Raw genomic sequence first — 16,946 nt, forward strand, 5'->3', positions numbered from 1 at the left:
CATGGACATCGTCAAACTTGCAATCAGCAATGCCCGGCTGACCATTGCGGTCCTGGTCTTTCTCATCCTTGCCGGTGCGGTCGCCTACCAGTCGACGCCGAAGGAAGCGGAACCCGACGTTCCGATTCCGATGATGTATGTCAGCCTGATCTACCAGGGGATCTCGCCGGAAGACTCCGAACGCCTCCTGCTGCGGCCGATGGAAGCCAAGCTGAAGAGCCTGAAGGGCCTCAAGGAGATGCGCTCGGCCGCCTTCCAGGGCGGCGGTTATGTGCTGGTCGAATTCCAACCACAGACGGATCTCGCCACCGCGCTGCAGGACACGCGCAGCAAGGTGCAGGACGGCAAGGCCGACCTGCCGCAAGCGGCTGAGGAGCCCGTGGTCTCCGAGGTCAACATCTCCGAGTTCCCCGTCCTGGTCGTGACGCTGTCGGGCGAGGTGCCCGAGCGCGTGCTGACGGCGGCGGCGCGCGAGTTGCGCGACCGCATCGAGGAAGTGCCTGGCGTGCTCGAGGGCTCATTGCAGGGTGCGCGCGACGACCTCGTCGAAGTGGTCATCGATCCGATGAAACTTTCGTCCTACGGGCTGCAGCTCGACCAGTTGATCGGTGCGGTCGGCGCTTCCAACAGTCTTGTCGCCGCCGGCAACATCGAAGGATCCGAGGGCAAATACGCAGTCAAGGTGCCCTCGCTTATCGAGACACCAGAAGATGTGGCGGCGCTTCCGGTCGTCGCCGGCCCCAACGCGGTGGTGCAGGCCAAGGATATCGCCACCATCCGCTCGACCTTCAAGGACGCCGAGACGGTTACCCGCCTGGACGGCAAGCCGGCGATTGCCATCGAGGTGAAGAAGCGCATCGGCTCCAACCTGATCGATACGATTGGCAAGGTCAGGGAGGTGTCCGACGCCTTCATCAAGACGATGCCGGAGGGCATGCACGTCACCTACACGCAAGACAAGTCCGTCTTCGTGAACCAGTTGCTCGGCGACCTTCAGAACCACGTGATGATCGCCGTCATCCTGGTGTTCATTGTCATTCTCTACGCGCTGTCTGGCCGTGCCTCGCTACTGATCGGATTGGCCATCCCCTCATCCTTCCTGATCGGCATCCTGTTGCTGGCGATGATGGGCTACACGATCAACATGATCGTGCTGTTCAGCCTCATCCTGGCGGTCGGCATGCTGGTCGACGATGCCATCATCGTCACCGAATTCGCCGAGCGACGCATGAGCGAGGGCATGCCGAAGGAACAGGCGTTCGCGCTTGCGGCCAAGCGCATGGCCGGCCCGGTCATCGCCGCGACGATGACGCGCATTGCCGCCTTCTCGCCGCTGTTGTTCTGGCCGGGCATCATCGGCGATTTCATGAAATACATGCCGATCACGTTGATCGTGACGCTCTCGGCCTCGATGCTCTATGCGCTGGTCTTCGCGCCGACGCTGGGCGCCATATTTGCCAAGGCGCCGGCTCATCACCCCGACGACAATCGCGACGGCTGGTACATGGCCGTGGTCAAGCAGGCGGTGCATTATCCCATCACCGTGCTTGTCCTTACCGTCGCGCTGTTGTTTGGCGTGGGCTACGCCTATTCGAAATTCGGCGCCGGCGTCGAATTCTTCCCGAATGTCGAGCCTGACTACGGCCTGCTCTATGTCCACGCCCGCGGCAATCTTTCGCTTGCCGAAATGGACGCGGCCACCAAGACGGCGGAAAACCGGCTGCTCGGCTGGCCGGGCGTGAAGTCTGTCTATACCCGTGTCGGCAAGACGCAGGGCGGCGGCCAGGACGTTCCGGAAGACGTGGTCGGCGTGATCCAGTATGAATTCGTCGACTGGCGCGAGCGCAAATCGGCGAACTCAATCCTCGACGAACTGCGCGGCGTGATGGCCGGCATTCCCGGTGTCGACGTCGAGGTTCGCGTGCCGGAAGCCGGCCCGCCTACCGGCAAGCCGATCCAGATCAGGCTTTCGGCCGTCGATCCGAAGGGTCTTGACGACAAGGCCCGCGCCGTCGCCGCGCGCATTGCCAAGGTGCCCGGCGTCATCGATATTTCCGATGGCCTGGCGCCGCCCGGGGTCGATTGGGCGCTCGAGGTCGATCGCGCCAAGGCGGCGCAGTACGGCATCAGCCCGACCGCGGTCGGAACGGTGGTGCAACTGGTGACCAACGGGCTGAAGCTCAGCGAGTACCGCCCCGCCGGCGCCGACGATGCAGTCGACATCAGACTGCGCCTGCCCGAGGATCGGCGCACGCTGTCGACGCTCGACGAACTCAGGGTTCAGACCGCGCAAGGCTCGGTGCCGATCTCGAACTTCGTCGTACGCAAGCCGGAGCCGACGGTCGGTATCCTCAATCGCATCGACGGCGCGCGAACGGTGGTCGTCCAGGCCAACGTCGCTGCCGGCGCCCAGGTGGCTGCCGTCCAGCAGGAGGTCACCAAAGCTGTCGCCGACATGAACCTCGGCAGCGGCATTCGCTGGAAGCTTGCCGGTTCCAATGAGGACAGCGCGGAGGCCGGGGCCTTCCTCAGCAAAGCCTTCGGTGCCGCGATCTTCCTGATCTTCATCGTGCTTCTGGCGCAGTTCAACAAGTTCACCAGCGTCTGGCTGGTGCTGTCCTGCGTGGTCATGGCGACGATCGGCGTGTTCCTAGGGCTGCTGCTGACGGGAGAGGCATTCGGCATCGTCATGTCGGGCATCGGTGTCATCGCGCTGGCCGGCGTGGTGGTGAACAACAACATCGTGCTGATCGACACCTACGACCGGTTGCGCGAAGAGGGCTGGGACAAATACGAAGCCGTTCTGCAGACCTGCCGCGAACGTGCCCGCCCGGTGGTGCTGACGGCGGTGTCGGCGATCCTCGGCGTGCTGCCGATCGCTTTCGGCCTCGGCCTCGAAATCTTCCATCACGAGACGACGATCAACGCGCCGTCGACGCAATGGTGGATTTCGCTGTCGTCGGCGATCGTCTTCGGCCTGTCCTTCGCCACCGTGCTGACGCTGGTGGTGACGCCGTCAATGCTGATGGTGTTCACCCGCGCCAAAGTAAAACCCAGTGCGCGTCGGGGCTGGTTCAGTCGCCTGTTCGGGCGCGGCAAGGCCGAGATCTCCTCGGAAGGCCTGGAGGCCGATCTGGGCGCCGAACCGGCGATCGCCTTCCCGAAGGCCGCCGAATAGAGGCTGAACCGCCGTCCTGATCAAGCAAAGGCCGCCCGGGAACAATGGGCGGCCTTCTGCATTGTTCCGTCATTGCAACCTCAAAGCGAGGATTTTCTGATGACGATAAGCACCATTCTCATCATTATCCTTATTCTTATCCTGATTGGCGCGGTTCCGGCGTGGCCGCATTCGCGGTCCTGGGGTTACGGACCATCCGGCATCGTCGGCGTCATCCTGATCGTTGTCCTGGTGCTGCTGTTGATGGGCCGGATCTGACCGCAATCATTGGTCCCCGACAAGCGGCGGATGACCGTCAGGCCATCCGCCTTTTTTCAGATTGCTTCTGCGCTGCCTTCACCGTGGCGATACCGATGTCTTCAAGCGCTTCCGACACTGCATTTTCCAGCGGCGTGTGGGGGATCGCACCGATAATGCCTTCAAGCCCGCCTGAAACCAGCCGGTGCGGCTCGAAGCGGAGATAGGACATCGAAACGATCTCGCGCCACATCGCCACAAACGGGCTGCCGGCACGCAGCACCCACCACGGCATCGACGTCAGTTTCAACGTGCGCCCGAGCGCCTTCTCAGCGGCCGCCTTGATCTCGAGATCGGTCACCGCATGGCCGGGAAAGTTCAGCGCCTCGTAGGAGCCGAGCTTGTCGAGATTGTCGGCCAGTCCGACGAAAGCCTTGGCCAGGTCGGGCAGATAGGCCCATTCATGCACGAGATCGACCGGCCCTGGGGCGGTATAGACGCCCTTGGTCATCTTGGCGGCAACGACCAGATCGAACCACGATCCGCTGCCGGTGCCGCCGAAGAAGTCACCGGCGCGCAGCAGGATGGTGCGCACCCGACCCGCGTCGGCCTCGCGGCGAAACAGGTCTTCCATGGCAACGCGGATGCGGCCCTTTTCCGTCGTCGGACGAAACGGCGTGTCCTCGGCGATCACCGCCGGCATCGGCGAGCCGTAATTGTAGACGGTGCCCGGGAAGAGATGCAGTGCGCCATTCGCCCGGCAGGCAGCCATCACATTCTCGGCCATCGGCAGGCATTTGCTCCAGTCGGTGTAGAGCGGGTTGAGGCCGTTGAAAATGATATCGACGCCTTCGGTCGCGCGGATCAGCGCAGCACGGTCGAGCGCGTCGCCGGCGATCGCCGTGGCGCCTTTGAGTTCCGCCGGCACCTTGCCGCTGCGGGTGACGGCACGGACATCGTAGCCGGCATTAATGAAGGCCTTGGCCACCGTGCGGCCGAGCCGGCCATTGGCGCCGAGAATTGCCATCTTGGTCATTGTTTGTCTCCATGTTTGCGTATGACCCAATATGATCTCCTCGCAAACGAATGGAAATTGACGAAAGCTGGTGGTCTGATATTCAATTTTGAATGGATATAGACTGGAACCTGATCAAGAGTTTCGTCACGGTGGCGGAGACCGGGAGCCTGTCGGCCGCCGCGCGAAAGCTTGCCGCAAGCCAGCCGACACTCGGCCGCCACATCGCCGAGCTGGAGCAGGCGCTCGGCGTCACCTTGTTCCGGCGCGGGCGGCGCGGCTATGCGCTCACGGAAGCGGGCAGCACGCTTTTTGAACGGGGCCGCGCGGTGAGCGAGCAGGCGAGCGCATTTTCGCTGCTGGCCCTGGGATCGGTCGAAGCGATCGAGGGCACGGTGCGCATTGCCGCCAGCGAGGTGGTGGCGGCCTATGTGCTACCCGAGATGACGGCGCGGCTTGCCGTCGAGGAACCCGGCATCGAGGTTGAGATCGTCGCTTCGAACCAGGTCGAGAATCTGCTGCGTCGCGACGCCGACATTGCCATCCGCATGGTCAAGCCGGCGCAGAATGAACTGGTCGCGCGCAAGGTGACCGACATTCCGCTCCGCGCCTGCGCGGCAAAATCCTATCTCGACCGGCGTGGCCGTCCGCGCGAGGCCCGCGATCTTGCCGAGCACGATCTGGTCGGCTTCGATCGCAGCGATGAAATCATTCGCGGCTTCGCTCAATTCGGGGTTCCGCTCAACCGCAATGCCTTCCGCTTCAGGACCGACAACCACATAGTTTTGTGGGAGGCACTGCGGGCGGGAAACGGCATCGGCTTTGGCCAGCAGCCGCTGGCCGAGCGCGATGCACTGGTGGAAATCGTGCTGCCGGACCTCCCGCTGCCGACGCTGCCGGTGTGGCTGGCCATGCACCGCGACGTGCGTACCAGCGTCCGCATCCGCCGCGTCGCGGATTTCCTCTACGAACAGTTCAAGCGCTATTCAGCCGGTGCAGGCTCGGCAGCAAATTCGGCGCGGTGAGCGAGCCCGGCCATCAACAGCACGACTATCAGCAACCCGGACAGAGCGACGAAGATCGGGCCGAAGCTCGAGTGTTCGGCGATGAAGCCGATCGCCGAAGGCGCCACCAGGATGCCTGAGTAACCCATTGTGGTGACGACGCTCATGCCGGTGCCGGGCGCCATGCGCTCCTGGTTGCCGCCGGCCGAAAAGATGATCGGCACCATATTGGCAATACCCAGGCCGCAAAAGGCAAAGGCGGCAATGGCCAGCCACGGCGAGGGAGCCAGCCCGGCCACCAGCATGCCGGCTGCAGCGGCAAGCGCCGACGCGCGCAGCGTCGTAACGGCACCGAAACGGTTGCGGACGCCATCGCCGAGAAAGCGCATGACGGCCATGACGCCGGAAAAGGCGGCATAGGCCAGGCCTGCGATAGCAAGATCGGCGCCGAGCTCCTGCCTGAGATACAGCGCTGCCCAGTCGAGCACCGCGCCTTCGGAGATCATCGTCAGCAGCGCCATCAGCCCGACCAGATAGACAAGCGGGTTTGCCGGCAGGGCGAATTTGTGATGCTCGGCGACCGGATGCTTGTCCTCGGCGATCAGGTAGCGGATCGCTACCGCGATGACAGCAAAGGCAAGCGCCGTCACCATCGCCGCATGCGCGAGATGACCATAGTTCTGGATGGCGAAACCGCCCAAAGCGCCGCCTGCGAAACCGCCAAGGCTCCAGAAACCGTGCGAGGACGACATGATGGCGCGGGACAGCCGCCGTTCCACCGCCACCGCATTGGCATTCATGGCGACGTCCATGCCGCCGATCGAACCGCCGAAGATGAACATGGCGATGGCCGCCAGGGGCACATTGGGGGCCAGAGCCACCATCAAAAGACCGAAGCTGCCGGCAAGTCCGAACCAGCGCAGCACGGTGCGCGAGCCATGCTTCGAGATCAGATGGCCGCACCAGGTCATGGCGGTGACGGCGCCGGCGCCGAACAACAGGATCAGCAGGCCGAGCGTGAATTTGCTGATGTCCAGCCGGGTCAGGAACACCGGGATCTGCGGCGCCCAGCTGCCGGTCAGGAAGCCGTTGGCGAGGAAGATGCCGGCCACGGCCCAGCGTCCACGAATCGCGATTTGCGTGATTTTCTGCGCGTCCATCGGGTAGAATCCGGTCCGGAAATGGCTTTGCGCGGCAAATTAGATCGATTCAATTCACAGTCAAGCGCTCTTCGCCGAAAGTGCTTGGACCAGACGGCGCCACAAGGCGCCGGTGGACGCTACGTCCTCTCGTGTCGGCCAACTACCTCGGTGGTCCACTCCAAAATCTCTACGGCTCGGGATAAGGCGCGCCATCCTTGTGCACAAACCGGCCGTCGGCGTTGGTGCTCATCATGTCGATGTCGGAGCAGGTGGTTACGTCGGCGGGCCAACGCGAACCAACTTCGAGATAGATCGCAACTGCGCCCGATTTGTTGATCATGTGATGGCCGTTGCCGGAGCCTTTCGGAAAGGCCGCGCAATCACCCGCGCGCAGCACCGTCTCGCCGGCATCTTCGACGAGCGTCAGCTCGCCTTCGAGCACGTAGACGAACTCGTCTTCGTGCGAATGCCAGTGGCGCTGGCTCGACCAGTTGCCCGGCGGCAGGCGCATGAGATTGATGCCGAAGTCGGTGAGCCCGCCGGCGTTGCCCAGCCGCTGCCGCACGCGTTCGGCACAGGGTGCATCGAACGGAGGTGGATAGGATGAGCCCTTGCGTCCGGGTACGTCGGCGACGTCGATCTTAGGCACGGCAGTCCTCCCATTTGGGGCAAAAACCATTCGTGAAGGTCGTTCAGTGCGATGGATTGTGACCCTGGAACGGTTCATCGTTTCACGGAAACGCCGAACCGTTCCATCCTTTTGTCTTGACGCAATTCCGGACGGAAAACCGTTCACACTTTTCCTGGAATTGCTCTAGTGGTCCCTGGGGCGTCTTGCCTCGAACTCGGCCTTCTTGGCATCGGAGGCCTCGATCTGGTTCAGTGCCTGCCACTCGGCATAGGCCATGCCGTAGATGATCTCGCGCGACTGGTCCTTGCTGAGTTCGACACCCTCGGCTTGCGCCGCATCGCGGTACCAGTTGGACAGGCAGTTGCGGCAGAAGCCGGCGAGGTTCATCAGGTCGATGTTCTGCACGTCGGAACGCTCGCGCAGATGCGCGACCAGCCGGCGGAAGGCAGCGGCTTCGAAATCGCGCTTTTGTACGTCGCTGAGTTCGGTCATGGCTTGTTGGCCTCCTTGGCCTCCATCATGCCGGCCCGGTGCGCGAGCCGAATATTTTCACTGCATGTATATCGGCACGTCGATCTATCGCGTCAACGATCGGCGCCAGCCGTTCGGCCCAGGCGAGCGCACCCTTCCGGTCGGCGATCAGGTCCTGGCGGATCTCGATAAGCGCATGGGCAAAGCCGTTGACGATAGCGTGCCTGAACATGGTATCGCCGCGCAGTGCGCCGTCATAGGGTTCGTTGTCGCCGACGACGAGGCTCTTGTCCTCGGCGAGCATGTCGATCAGCGGCCGCGCAACGCGATCGTCGAGATCCCATAATATGCCGACATGCCACGGCCGCACGACGCCCTGCATGGTCGGTGTGAAGGAATGCACCGAAAAAATGAAGGGCGCCTGCGCTGACGCTTGCGCCACCGAGGCGATCATGGCGCCGACGGCGTCATGATAGGGGCGGTAAAAGCGATCCAGCCGTCTTTCGCGTTCCTCCGGCGCCATGGGATAATTTCCCGGGATGACGGTGCCGTCATAGAGCTGGCGAATCAGCGTTGGATCGTCCTCGCCGCGATTGGGGTCGATCAGCAGTCGCGAAAAATTGGCAAGCACCGCCGGAACGCCGAGCAGACTTGCGAGTTCGCGGGTTACAGTCTCGACGCCGATGTCGTAGGCGATGTGGCGGTCGAACTCCGCCGCGGGCAGGCCGAGGCTGCCATACTCCTCCGGCAGGTCGCGGCGGGCGTGATCGGCCAAAAGCACCATGCCGCGCTTGCGATCGCCTTCGACGATGTCGAAAGGCGCGAAAACTGTGGATCGGGTCATTGGCGGGAAAGGTCTGTTCGCTGGCTTCCGGGGAGGGTGGTACCGTCATTCCACGAAGAGAACGCTCGCGCAATGCCGTTGTTTGGCCACGGTTTCTGCCAAAAAACTGAGCAGGGGCGACCGTAAGCGCGCCAGAGCCTTCTAAATCGATTGGAATTGGATAGATCGGCGCGTTGACATGCGTACGGACTTTTCCGAAAAGGGGCGTTGAGAGATGCAAATGTGGTTCTTGAGGGGTTTCAGGATGGGTTTCGCCGGCAGGCTGCGTGTGCGCCATGCCTTGGCCATGCCGCTCCTGATACCGGCCATGGGCCTTTTTGCGGTGATTTCGGCCTCGCCGGCACGGGCCGATTTCCGGGTCTGCAACGCCACGCAGAACCTGGTCGGTGTCGGCATCGGCTATCGCGCCAAAGCTGGCTGGATCACCGAAGGCTGGTGGCACATCGAAGGGTCGAGCTGCAAGACGCTGATCGAGGGACCGTTGTCATCAAGGTTTTACTATCTTTATGCAGAAGACGCCGAGCGCGGCGGACGCTGGGATGGCCCGATCAACATGTGCGTGGCCGAAAAAGAGTTCAAGATCGCCGGCGTTACCGATTGCGTCGCCCGGGGCTTTCAGCGCGCCGGATTCCAGGAATATGACACGGGCGAGCAGGCAAGCTGGATGGTCCAGCTGACTGACGAGCCCGCAACGGATGGCGCTCCAGCCGCCCCGGGAACAAACAGTCAATGAGACGCAGCCGCAAGGTCAAGATCCTCGCCACCATCGGTCCGGCCTCCTCGTCCGAGGAGATGCTGAAGAAGCTGTTCGAAGCCGGCGCCGACGTGTTCCGCATCAATATGAGCCACACCGACCATGAATTGATGCGGACGCTCGTCGGCCGCATTCGTGCCGTCGAGGAGGCCGTCGGCCGGCCAATCGGCGTTCTCGCCGACCTGCAAGGGCCAAAGCTGCGCGTCGGCAAATTCGCCAACGGCAAAGAGGTGCTGACCGTCGGCCAGACCTTCACGCTCGACGACAATCCCGAGCCCGGCAATTCGACGAGGGTCTACCTGCCGCATCCCGAAATCCTGCGTTCGGTCGAGGCTGGTCATCGCCTGCTGATCGACGACGGCAAGCTCGAGCTCAAGGCGGTCAGCAGCAACGGCAAGGCGATCGTCTGCACCGTCGTCGCCGGCACGATCATTTCCGACAAGAAGGGCGTCAGCCTGCCCGACACCGACCTGCCGGTCGGAGCGCTGACGGAAAAGGACCGCCGGGATCTCGACGCGGTTCTGGCGACCGGCGTCGACTGGGTGGCACTGTCCTTCGTGCAGCGGCCCGAGGACCTGGCCGAAGCACGCAAGATCGCACGCGGCCGGGCGCTGATCATGGCCAAGATCGAAAAGCCGCAGGCCGTCGCCCGGCTGGCCGAGATCATTGAACTTTCGGATGCGCTGATGGTTGCCCGCGGCGATCTCGGCGTCGAGATGCCGCTCGAAGCCGTGCCTGGCATCCAGAAGCAGATCACTCGCGCCGCGCGCCGTGCCGGCAAGCCGGTGGTGGTCGCCACGCAGATGCTGGAATCGATGATCACCGCGCCGGTGCCGACACGCGCCGAGGTGTCGGACGTTTCGATCGCCGTGTTTGAAGGCGCCGACGCGATAATGCTTTCGGCGGAGTCCGCCGCCGGCGCCTATCCGGTCGAGGCGGTGGCGATGATGAACCGGATCGCCACCAAGGTCGAAACCGACCCGACCTACGCCGGCATCATCAACGCGCAGCGCTCGGAACCGGAAGCGACGGGAGCCGACGCCATCTCGCTCGCCGCCCGCGAAATAGCCGAGACGCTTAAGCTGTCGGCGATCATCACCTATACCGCGTCCGGCACAACCGGCTTGCGCGCCGCGCGCGAGCGGCCGCAAGTGCCGATCGTGGCGCTGTCGCCGATCCTCAACACGGCGCGGCGGCTGTCGCTGCTGTGGGGCACGCATTGCGTCGTTTCTCCCGATGCCATCGACCTCGACGACATGGTCGATCGCGCCTGCCGCATCGCTTTGGACGAAGGCTTCGGCAAGCCCGGCGACCGCGTCATCATCACGGCCGGCGTGCCGCTGAGGACGCCGGGCTCGACCAACATGCTGCGCATCGCCTATGTCGGATCGGAAGTCGGCCGCTAATGTCGGCTGCGGCTGCCGGATGGGCGGCTGCATGGCGCGTCGTAAACGCGGCGCCAGCCCGGCGCATCGACCGCAGTCGGGTTAGGATCGACGCCGAACTCCGCCAGCTTGCATCAGCCTGTGGCCGGCCGTGAAGCGGTTCGAAGGCCCTATCCGACTTGAGCTGGAAGTCAGTTAAGGTAATCTCTCCTGGGAGAAAGAGGAGGGTGATCCAATGTGGATGCGCACTGATCTTCTGGAACTCCTCGGCATTGAACACCCGATAATCCAGGCGCCGATGAGCGGCATCACCACGCCGGAACTCGCGGCGGCAGTCAGCAATGCCGGGGCGCTTGGCTCGCTCGGATGCGGCATTCTGCCTGCGGCGGCTATCCGCGAGCAGCTCACGGCGACACAGCACGCCACCAATCGTCCGATCAACGTCAACTTCTTTGCGCACCCGGCGCCGGCACGCGATGATGCGGCAGCTCAAAGTATGCGAGACCGCCTTCGCGGCTGCTATGAGGAGGTCGGCCTCGGACCGGTGCCCGAGCCGGGCGAACCCTTCCCCAGCTTCGATCGTGAGCGTCTCGAAATTGTGCTCGAGCTTCGCCCGAAGGTGGTCAGCTTCCACTTCGGCCTACCCGACACCGCAATTGTGCAGCAGTTGAAAGCCGGCGGCTGTATTGTCCTGTGTTCGGCTACCACCGTCTCGGAAGCGCGCCAGCTTGAGGCAGGAGGGGTGGACGCCATTATCGCGCAGGGATACGAGGCGGGTGGGCATCGCGGCACATTCACTGGCGACCCTGCTATCGGCACAGCCGGCACTATGGCCCTCGTACCACAGATTGTTGATGCCGTGCGGGTGCCTGTAATTGCTGCCGGCGGTATCTTCGACGGTCGCGGCATTGCTGCCAGCTTTGCACTTGGTGCATCTGGTGTGCAGATCGGCACGGCTTTCCTGGCCTGTCCTGAAGCCAATGTGCAGCCAGTCTATCGCGTAGCATTGCGCTCGGCCAACGACGAGAGCACGTCGGTGACTCGCTGCTTCACTGGCCGCCCAGCGCGCGTGGTGCGCAACCGGTTTGTGATGGAAATGGCTGGTGAGGAAGATGCTGCGCTGGCGTTTCCGCTACAGGCGAGTCTGGTCATGCCGCTTTCAATGGCAAAGGATGAAAGCAAGCGGGCTGACTTCTTGCCTATTTGGGCCGGGCAGGGCGTTGCGAAGCTGCGGGAGATGCCGGCCGCCGCCCTTGTGGAGAAACTCGTCACGGAAGCAAGCGGCATAGATCGGGCCGATAGGGGAGTAGGGGATGTGTTCCGGAGTGCATCTACACCACTCACATACTGCCTTACTCCCCTATTCCCTTACTGGTCTCAAATGCCTTCGCCGGCAAGCTCTTCGGAAAGTGCGGCGACCTGGTCCTGGGCGCTGCGCATCATCGGATAGATGCCGAGAACGCGCTGCCAGGCCTCGAGCGCCGACTGCTTGTGGCCGGTTTCGGCCATGATCTGGGCCAGGCCGGAAAGCGCGCCGAAATGGCGTGGTTCGAGCTGCAGGGTACGGTCGATGTCCGACATCGACTTCCCGTAGTTCTTCATCATGAAATGAACCGTGGCGCGCCGGTTCCAGCCTTCCGCATAGGTCGGCTGCAGGGTTACCACCTGATCGAGGAAATCGAGCGCAACATCGAATTCCTGGTTTTCAGTCGCCTTTTGCGACCATTGCATCATCAGGTCGATCGAGGCACTGCCCGACTGGGACCACTCGCTGCCGATGCGCCCGGCGATGCGCTCGGCCGCCTTTTCGTTGCGTTCGCGCTTGAGATCGGCAAACAGCTGATCGAGCCGCGCCTGTTTCGTCATCACAACCGGAGGTGCTGTCGGCCGATTTGCTGTCGGATCTTCAGCCCACGCCGGCAGCGAGACAGCGCTGGAAACGAAGAAAGCCGTGAAAAATGCAAAAAGAATCCGCATCGCGGGAATCTAGCCCCCGACGCCGGATCGTCAAACTGAATTTAGCGTGAGAGGCGTATCATGCGCACGGAGGCACGCAGCCTCCGGTCAAAAACTCAACCCTGGCGCGCCTTGTAGCGCGGAGCGGTCTTGTTGATGATGTAGACGCGGCCCTTGCGACGAACCAGCTGGTTGTCGCGGTGACGCGCCTTCAACGCCTTGAGCGAATTCTTGATCTTCATGGTCTTGCCCGTCGGTCTGGGCCCGGTCCCGGGCCGAACTATTAAGGCGCGCCCACAGACGCGCCTTTGAACTGTGCGTGGCTCATAGACGAGGAGCCTTGCCCGTGTCAACCGCAAGCGCGTTGCCTAAACGATACGGACCGTTTCGTATCATCGAAATACCCGCCAACGGCGCCTTGCGGCATTGCGCGGGCTTGAGACGGCTGGAATGATGCGGTTGCGAATTGGAGATCATCATGCGCCGAATTCTTGTGTCCGCCTGTCTTGCCGTCCTTGCGGCAGGTTCTGTTGCCCATGCGCAGGAATGCGACCGCAACGACGACAGCCAGCAGATGATGAACATCTGCGCCGACGCGGACTACAAATCCGCCGACGCCAAACTCAACAAGGCCTACCAGGAGCTCATCAGCGCAAGCGATGCAAAAGCCAGGAAGCTGTTGCAGACGGCGCAGCGCGCGTGGATCGCCTTTCGCGACGCGGAATGCAGCTATTCCGCCGCGGACAGCGAAGGCGGCTCGATCTATCCGATGCTGATATCGGAATGCCTGACGCGGCTGACCGACGACCGCACCAAACAGCTCACCGCCGATTCGACCTACGCGGAAGGCGATGTGAGCTGCGCCAGCCCCGACGAGGACGAGAGCGGCGACATCCAGTAAGCGTAGGTTCTAACTTTTGTTTGAGCATGATCGTTCCCGAAAACCGGATTCCACTTTTCGGGATCATGCTCTAGCTGCGGCGGCTCACGCGCGTGAAATGGCCCATCTTGCGGCCGGGCCGCGCCTCGGCCTTGCCATAGAGGTGCAGCATCAGATCGGGCTCGGCGAGAAGTTCAGGAACGCGCCGGATGTCGTCGCCGATCAGGTTTTCCATGACGCAGTCGAACTGCCGTGCGGGATTTCCCAGCGGCAGGCCGGCGACGGCGCGGATGTGCTGCTCGAATTGCGAGATGGTGCAGGCGGCCTCCGTCCAGTGACCGGAATTGTGGACGCGCGGCGCAATCTCGTTGGCCAGCAGCGAACCGTCGGCCAGGACAAAGAATTCGACGCCGATGACGCCGACATAGTCGAGCGCTGCAAGTATCTCGGCCGCCGCCGTTTGAGCCGCAGCCGCCGTGTCGGACTTCACCCCGGCCGGCAGCGTCGAACTGTGAAGAATACCGTTGCGATGGACATTCCAGGCCGGATCGTAGGCGGCGAGCGAACCGTCGATGCCGCGCGCGGCGATCACCGAAATCTCGCGCTCGAAGGCGACGAATGATTCCAGGATCAACGGCACGTTGCCCATCGCCTCGCAAGTGCCGGCAAAGCCGCCTGTTTCCATGTTGCGGAAGACACGCTGGCCCTTGCCGTCATAGCCCATCCGGCGCGTCTTCAATATGCCGCTGCCGTTGAACTTTTTCAGCGCGGCCGTCAGTTCCTCGTCATTGTCGACGGGGCTGAAATCCGCGGTCGGTATGCCGATGCCGTTGAGGAATTTCTTTTCCGCCAGCCGGTCCTGAGCCACTTCCAGTGCGCGTGCCGGCGGATAGACCGGGACCGTGGTGGCAAGTGCCGCGGCGGCCGCAACCGGAACGTTCTCGAATTCGTAAGTAACGACGGCACTGGCCGCAGCCAACTCGCCGAGCGCGGCCGCGTCGTCATAGGCGGCGACGATCTGCCGGTTGGCGACCTGTGCCGCCGGGCAGTCCGGCTGCGGCTCCAGCACGACGATGCGGTAGCCGAGGCGGGCCGCGGCAATCGCCAGCATGCGGCCGAGCTGGCCGCCGCCAATGATGCCGATGGTCGATCCGGCGGGCCGGCTCACGGCGTGTCCGTCGGCTCGGCGGCCACCTTGGCGGTCTGCGCGGCGCGCCAGCTGTCCAGCCGGGCGGCAAGCTTTTCGTCGCTCAGCGCCAGCACCGCGGCGGCCAGAAGGGCGGCGTTGGCAGCGCCGGCCTTGCCGATGGCCAAAGTGCCGACCGGAATGCCGGCCGGCATCTGCACGATCGAAAGCAGCGAATCCTGGCCGGACAGCGTCTTCGATTCCACCGGCACGCCGAACACCGGCAGTGGCGTCATCGCTGCCGTCATGCCCGGCAGATGCGCCGCACCGCCGGCACCGGCGATGATCACCTTGTAGCCGGCGCCCTTGGCGCCCTTGGCGAAGTCATAGAGCCGGTCGGGAGTGCGGTGGGCCGAGACGATCAGCCGCTTGTGCGGAATGCCAAGCGCCTCAAGCGTTTCGGCGGCGTGGCGCATCGTCGCCCAGTCGGACTGGCTGCCCATGATGATGGCGACGTCGGCGCGGTGATTGTCCAAGCTTCTGCTCCCCGGCGGCAAACGCGCGCATTAGCGGAAATCGAGGGGAGCCGCAAGGATAGGAGCGTCCCGCACTCGGGCGAATGGCGCCATCGCTACCTAATCCGGCCAGCGCAAAGCCCCGGCAGACTGCTTGCGAGCGGACTTCATCGCATCCGCGGGCCGCTCAGCAGCGCTCAACACCGCCCGCAGGCGCTCGGCGACGATCTCCGCCTCGCCGGGGTGCAGATTGCACGGATCAAGGAAGAAGTGGCCGCGCTCGACCTCGTGGTTGCGAACGATAATGGGGGGCGAACCCGCCGCCAGTGCCGAGACCAGCCCGGCGGCGGTGAACCGGCTTTCGGGCGCAACAAACACCTGCAGGCGCTCGAGAGGATTTCCGGTCGGATCGGGAATGATGTTTGCTGCGATGCCGGGCAGGCCCTGCAATGCGGTTTGCCACAGATGCAGTGCGGCTTCTTCCCGCTGGCGGATGCCGGCATGGTCGCGCCGTTCCCAGGCTTCCAGGGCCGCCATGGTGCCGGCAATGCTCTCCTTGCCGACCTTCATGGCCCGCGCAACGCCGCGGTTCTGGAGATAGGCGGCCCGCACCAGATCCTTGCGGCCGGCAACGACGCCGCTTGTCGGCCCTGAGAGAAATTTGTGCCCGCTATAGACGACAATGTCGGCGCCGCGCGCCAGAAAGCCGCGCAAATCGTATTCCGAGGCGGCGTCGACGATCACCGGCACGCCCTTGGCGTGGCAGATCTCGCAGAACTCTTCGAGCGAGAGCATGCCGTATTGCACGGTGTGGTGCGCGACGACGTAGAGGGCTGCCGCCGTCCGGTCCTGGATCGCCTCGCCTACATGATAGTCCTGCGTAACGCTGACCGTGCCGGCGGGCACTGCCTTGGCTCCGGCAAGCCGGATCGACTGGTCGATCGGCGCGCCATAATTGACGATGTGGCCAAGCTGGACGATGACCTCCGATTTGAGGCCCTCGGTGTCGTCCGGCAGCCGCTCGATCGCAAGAAGGCTGGTTCCGGTCATCGCGCCGGCAATCGCCATGGTTATGCCGCTGGCGCAGCATGCGGTGATAAAGCCGGCCTCGCCGCCGGTGAGGCGTGCAATCACCGTGCTTGCGGCGCGCTGCAGATCGTCCATCTCGACCCATTGCGAGGCGATTTCCGACATTGCGGCAATCGCTTCCGGCACGATGATCGAAGCGCCGAGCGCCGTCATCGTTCCGGAAACATTAATGATCGGGCGAAGGCCGAGCCGTTCGCGGATTGTCGTATTGGAACGGTCAGCGGCATAGGTCGTCATCTCTGTAGATCCTGTTTTCAGGCGGCGATCTCGACGACCGCCTCGATTTCAACTGTGATGTTGCCCGGCAGCGAGCCGACACCGATCGCGGAACGGGCGTGTCCGCCAAGCGTATCAAAGACGGCCGCGAAAAGATCGGAACAGCCATTCACCACCTTGGGGTGCTCGCTGAATGTCGGCGTTGCATTGACAAAGCCAAGCAGCTTGACGACGCGCACGATGCGGCCGAGGTCGCCGGCCGCGGCATGCATGACGGCGAGCAGGTTCAGGCCGGTGAGACGGGCATGCCCATAGGCCTCCTCCACGGAGACATCCTCGCCAACCTTGCCGGTGCAGAGCGCGCCATCAGCGCGCAACGGCCCCTGGCCGGAGAGGAAGATCAGCCGTCCGCTCTCGGCATAGGTGACGAAGTTGGCGATGGGCTTCGGCGGCTCGGGCAGCGTCAGGCCCAATTCCGCGAGCCGGATGTAAGGCGTCATAAA

18 protein-coding genes are annotated in these 16,946 nt (G+C 63.4%); 7 read left to right on the forward strand and 11 right to left on the reverse strand.

The genetic code is table 11. The features are described 5' to 3' along the window. The first annotated feature begins 1 nt into the window (after nt 1). Entirely contained in the window at nt 2-3,178 is a 3,177-nt protein-coding gene (locus NKJ93_RS07090) for an efflux RND transporter permease subunit (protein ID WP_352588277.1), read from the forward strand. A gap of 99 nt (nt 3,179-3,277) precedes the next feature. Beyond that, nucleotides 3,278-3,436 carry a DUF3309 family protein gene (locus tag NKJ93_RS07095; protein WP_023678456.1) on the forward strand — a complete coding sequence of 53 codons (159 nt, stop codon included), beginning with the start codon at nt 3,278-3,280 and terminating at the stop codon, nt 3,434-3,436. 37 nt (nt 3,437-3,473) lie between these two features. Here NKJ93_RS07095 and NKJ93_RS07100 read toward each other — a convergent pair whose 3' ends face one another. After that, the gene (locus NKJ93_RS07100; RefSeq protein ID WP_023721004.1) at nt 3,474-4,451 is read right to left on the reverse strand and encodes an SDR family oxidoreductase; all 978 of its coding nucleotides are present in this window, start codon (nt 4,449-4,451) and stop codon (nt 3,474-3,476) included. A gap of 92 nt (nt 4,452-4,543) precedes the next feature. Here NKJ93_RS07100 and NKJ93_RS07105 point away from each other — a divergent pair, with 92 nt between their 5' ends. Then, entirely contained in the window at nt 4,544-5,455 is a 912-nt protein-coding gene (locus NKJ93_RS07105; protein WP_023721003.1) for a LysR family transcriptional regulator, read from the forward strand. Here the strand turns inward: NKJ93_RS07105 and NKJ93_RS07110 are convergent. From NKJ93_RS07110 to NKJ93_RS07125, 4 genes are all read right to left on the reverse strand, one after another. Beyond that, entirely contained in the window at nt 5,413-6,594 is a 1,182-nt protein-coding gene (locus tag NKJ93_RS07110) for an MFS transporter (RefSeq protein ID WP_352588280.1), read from the reverse strand. The genes NKJ93_RS07105 and NKJ93_RS07110 overlap by 43 nt on opposite strands. Before the next feature lie 169 nt (nt 6,595-6,763). Next, the gene (locus NKJ93_RS07115; RefSeq protein ID WP_352480892.1) at nt 6,764-7,225 is read right to left on the reverse strand and encodes a cupin domain-containing protein; all 462 of its coding nucleotides are present in this window, start codon (nt 7,223-7,225) and stop codon (nt 6,764-6,766) included. 165 nt (nt 7,226-7,390) lie between these two features. Further along, complete coding sequence (locus NKJ93_RS07120) at nt 7,391-7,699, reverse strand: DUF1244 domain-containing protein (protein WP_023721000.1); 309 nt, start codon at nt 7,697-7,699, stop codon at nt 7,391-7,393. A 25-nt stretch (nt 7,700-7,724) separates the two neighbouring features. Further along, the gene (locus NKJ93_RS07125) at nt 7,725-8,522 is read right to left on the reverse strand and encodes an N-formylglutamate amidohydrolase (protein ID WP_352588284.1); all 798 of its coding nucleotides are present in this window, start codon (nt 8,520-8,522) and stop codon (nt 7,725-7,727) included. Between the two features lie 286 nt (nt 8,523-8,808). On the opposite strand from NKJ93_RS07125, the gene NKJ93_RS07130 reads away from it, so the two are divergent. From NKJ93_RS07130 to NKJ93_RS07140, 3 genes are all read left to right on the forward strand, one after another. Next, on the forward strand, nt 8,809-9,255 hold the full coding sequence (locus NKJ93_RS07130) for a DUF1036 domain-containing protein (RefSeq protein WP_473505739.1): 447 nt from the start codon (nt 8,809-8,811) through the stop codon (nt 9,253-9,255). Beyond that, a complete protein-coding gene (pyk, locus tag NKJ93_RS07135) occupies nt 9,252-10,682 on the forward strand; it encodes a pyruvate kinase (RefSeq protein ID WP_352494178.1) in 1,431 nt (476 codons plus the stop codon). The genes NKJ93_RS07130 and pyk overlap by 4 nt, the downstream gene beginning before the upstream one ends. Nucleotides 10,683-10,896: 214 nt before the next feature. After that, a complete protein-coding gene (locus tag NKJ93_RS07140) occupies nt 10,897-12,111 on the forward strand; it encodes an NAD(P)H-dependent flavin oxidoreductase (protein ID WP_352588286.1) in 1,215 nt (404 codons plus the stop codon). Here the strand turns inward: NKJ93_RS07140 and NKJ93_RS07145 are convergent. Both NKJ93_RS07145 and ykgO read right to left on the reverse strand, forming a co-directional pair. Continuing rightward, on the reverse strand, nt 12,039-12,638 hold the full coding sequence (locus tag NKJ93_RS07145) for a tetratricopeptide repeat protein (protein ID WP_352588289.1): 600 nt from the start codon (nt 12,636-12,638) through the stop codon (nt 12,039-12,041). The genes NKJ93_RS07140 and NKJ93_RS07145 overlap by 73 nt on opposite strands. 95 nt (nt 12,639-12,733) lie before the next feature. Beyond that, complete coding sequence (gene ykgO, locus NKJ93_RS07150) at nt 12,734-12,859, reverse strand: type B 50S ribosomal protein L36 (RefSeq protein WP_006327841.1); 126 nt, start codon at nt 12,857-12,859, stop codon at nt 12,734-12,736. 236 nt (nt 12,860-13,095) lie between these two features. On the opposite strand from ykgO, the gene NKJ93_RS07155 reads away from it, so the two are divergent. Beyond that, nucleotides 13,096-13,518 carry a lysozyme inhibitor LprI family protein gene (locus NKJ93_RS07155; protein WP_352588292.1) on the forward strand — a complete coding sequence of 141 codons (423 nt, stop codon included), beginning with the start codon at nt 13,096-13,098 and terminating at the stop codon, nt 13,516-13,518. Nucleotides 13,519-13,588: 70 nt separating this feature from the next. On the opposite strand, the gene NKJ93_RS07160 is transcribed toward NKJ93_RS07155, so the two are convergent. The 4 genes from NKJ93_RS07160 to NKJ93_RS07175 form a co-directional block, all read right to left on the reverse strand. Next, complete coding sequence (locus tag NKJ93_RS07160) at nt 13,589-14,665, reverse strand: 5-(carboxyamino)imidazole ribonucleotide synthase (protein WP_352588295.1); 1,077 nt, start codon at nt 14,663-14,665, stop codon at nt 13,589-13,591. Then, nucleotides 14,662-15,159: a 5-(carboxyamino)imidazole ribonucleotide mutase gene (gene purE / locus NKJ93_RS07165; protein WP_023720992.1), complete on the reverse strand. Its 498-nt coding sequence runs from the start codon at nt 15,157-15,159 to the stop codon at nt 14,662-14,664. The genes NKJ93_RS07160 and purE overlap by 4 nt, the downstream gene beginning before the upstream one ends. A gap of 99 nt (nt 15,160-15,258) precedes the next feature. Then, on the reverse strand, nt 15,259-16,464 hold the full coding sequence (locus NKJ93_RS07170; protein ID WP_352588298.1) for an aminotransferase class V-fold PLP-dependent enzyme: 1,206 nt from the start codon (nt 16,462-16,464) through the stop codon (nt 15,259-15,261). 17 nt (nt 16,465-16,481) lie between these two features. Continuing rightward, entirely contained in the window at nt 16,482-16,943 is a 462-nt protein-coding gene (locus NKJ93_RS07175; RefSeq protein WP_023678474.1) for a RidA family protein, read from the reverse strand. Nucleotides 16,944-16,946: the final 3 nt, after the last annotated feature.

It is taken from the genome of Mesorhizobium sp. M0028 (genome assembly GCF_040323855.1).
Classification (GTDB): Bacteria; Pseudomonadota; Alphaproteobacteria; order Rhizobiales; family Rhizobiaceae; genus Mesorhizobium.

Coding starts and splice junctions, on each gene's coding strand:
- NKJ93_RS07090 (WP_352588277.1), top strand. CDS start 2: ATGGACATCGTCAAACTTGCAATCAGCAATGCCCGGCTGACCATTGCG.
- NKJ93_RS07095 (WP_023678456.1), top strand. CDS start 3,278: ATGACGATAAGCACCATTCTCATCATTATCCTTATTCTTATCCTGATT.
- NKJ93_RS07100 (WP_023721004.1), bottom strand. CDS start 4,451: ATGACCAAGATGGCAATTCTCGGCGCCAATGGCCGGCTCGGCCGCACG.
- NKJ93_RS07105 (WP_023721003.1), top strand. CDS start 4,544: ATGGATATAGACTGGAACCTGATCAAGAGTTTCGTCACGGTGGCGGAG.
- NKJ93_RS07110 (WP_352588280.1), bottom strand. CDS start 6,594: ATGGACGCGCAGAAAATCACGCAAATCGCGATTCGTGGACGCTGGGCC.
- NKJ93_RS07120 (WP_023721000.1), bottom strand. CDS start 7,699: ATGACCGAACTCAGCGACGTACAAAAGCGCGATTTCGAAGCCGCTGCC.
- NKJ93_RS07125 (WP_352588284.1), bottom strand. CDS start 8,522: ATGACCCGATCCACAGTTTTCGCGCCTTTCGACATCGTCGAAGGCGAT.
- NKJ93_RS07130 (WP_473505739.1), top strand. CDS start 8,809: ATGCCGCTCCTGATACCGGCCATGGGCCTTTTTGCGGTGATTTCGGCC.
- pyk (WP_352494178.1), top strand. CDS start 9,252: ATGAGACGCAGCCGCAAGGTCAAGATCCTCGCCACCATCGGTCCGGCC.
- NKJ93_RS07140 (WP_352588286.1), top strand. CDS start 10,897: ATGTGGATGCGCACTGATCTTCTGGAACTCCTCGGCATTGAACACCCG.
- NKJ93_RS07145 (WP_352588289.1), bottom strand. CDS start 12,638: ATGCGGATTCTTTTTGCATTTTTCACGGCTTTCTTCGTTTCCAGCGCT.
- ykgO (WP_006327841.1), bottom strand. CDS start 12,859: ATGAAGATCAAGAATTCGCTCAAGGCGTTGAAGGCGCGTCACCGCGAC.
- NKJ93_RS07155 (WP_352588292.1), top strand. CDS start 13,096: ATGCGCCGAATTCTTGTGTCCGCCTGTCTTGCCGTCCTTGCGGCAGGT.
- NKJ93_RS07170 (WP_352588298.1), bottom strand. CDS start 16,464: ATGACGACCTATGCCGCTGACCGTTCCAATACGACAATCCGCGAACGG.
- NKJ93_RS07175 (WP_023678474.1), bottom strand. CDS start 16,943: ATGACGCCTTACATCCGGCTCGCGGAATTGGGCCTGACGCTGCCCGAG.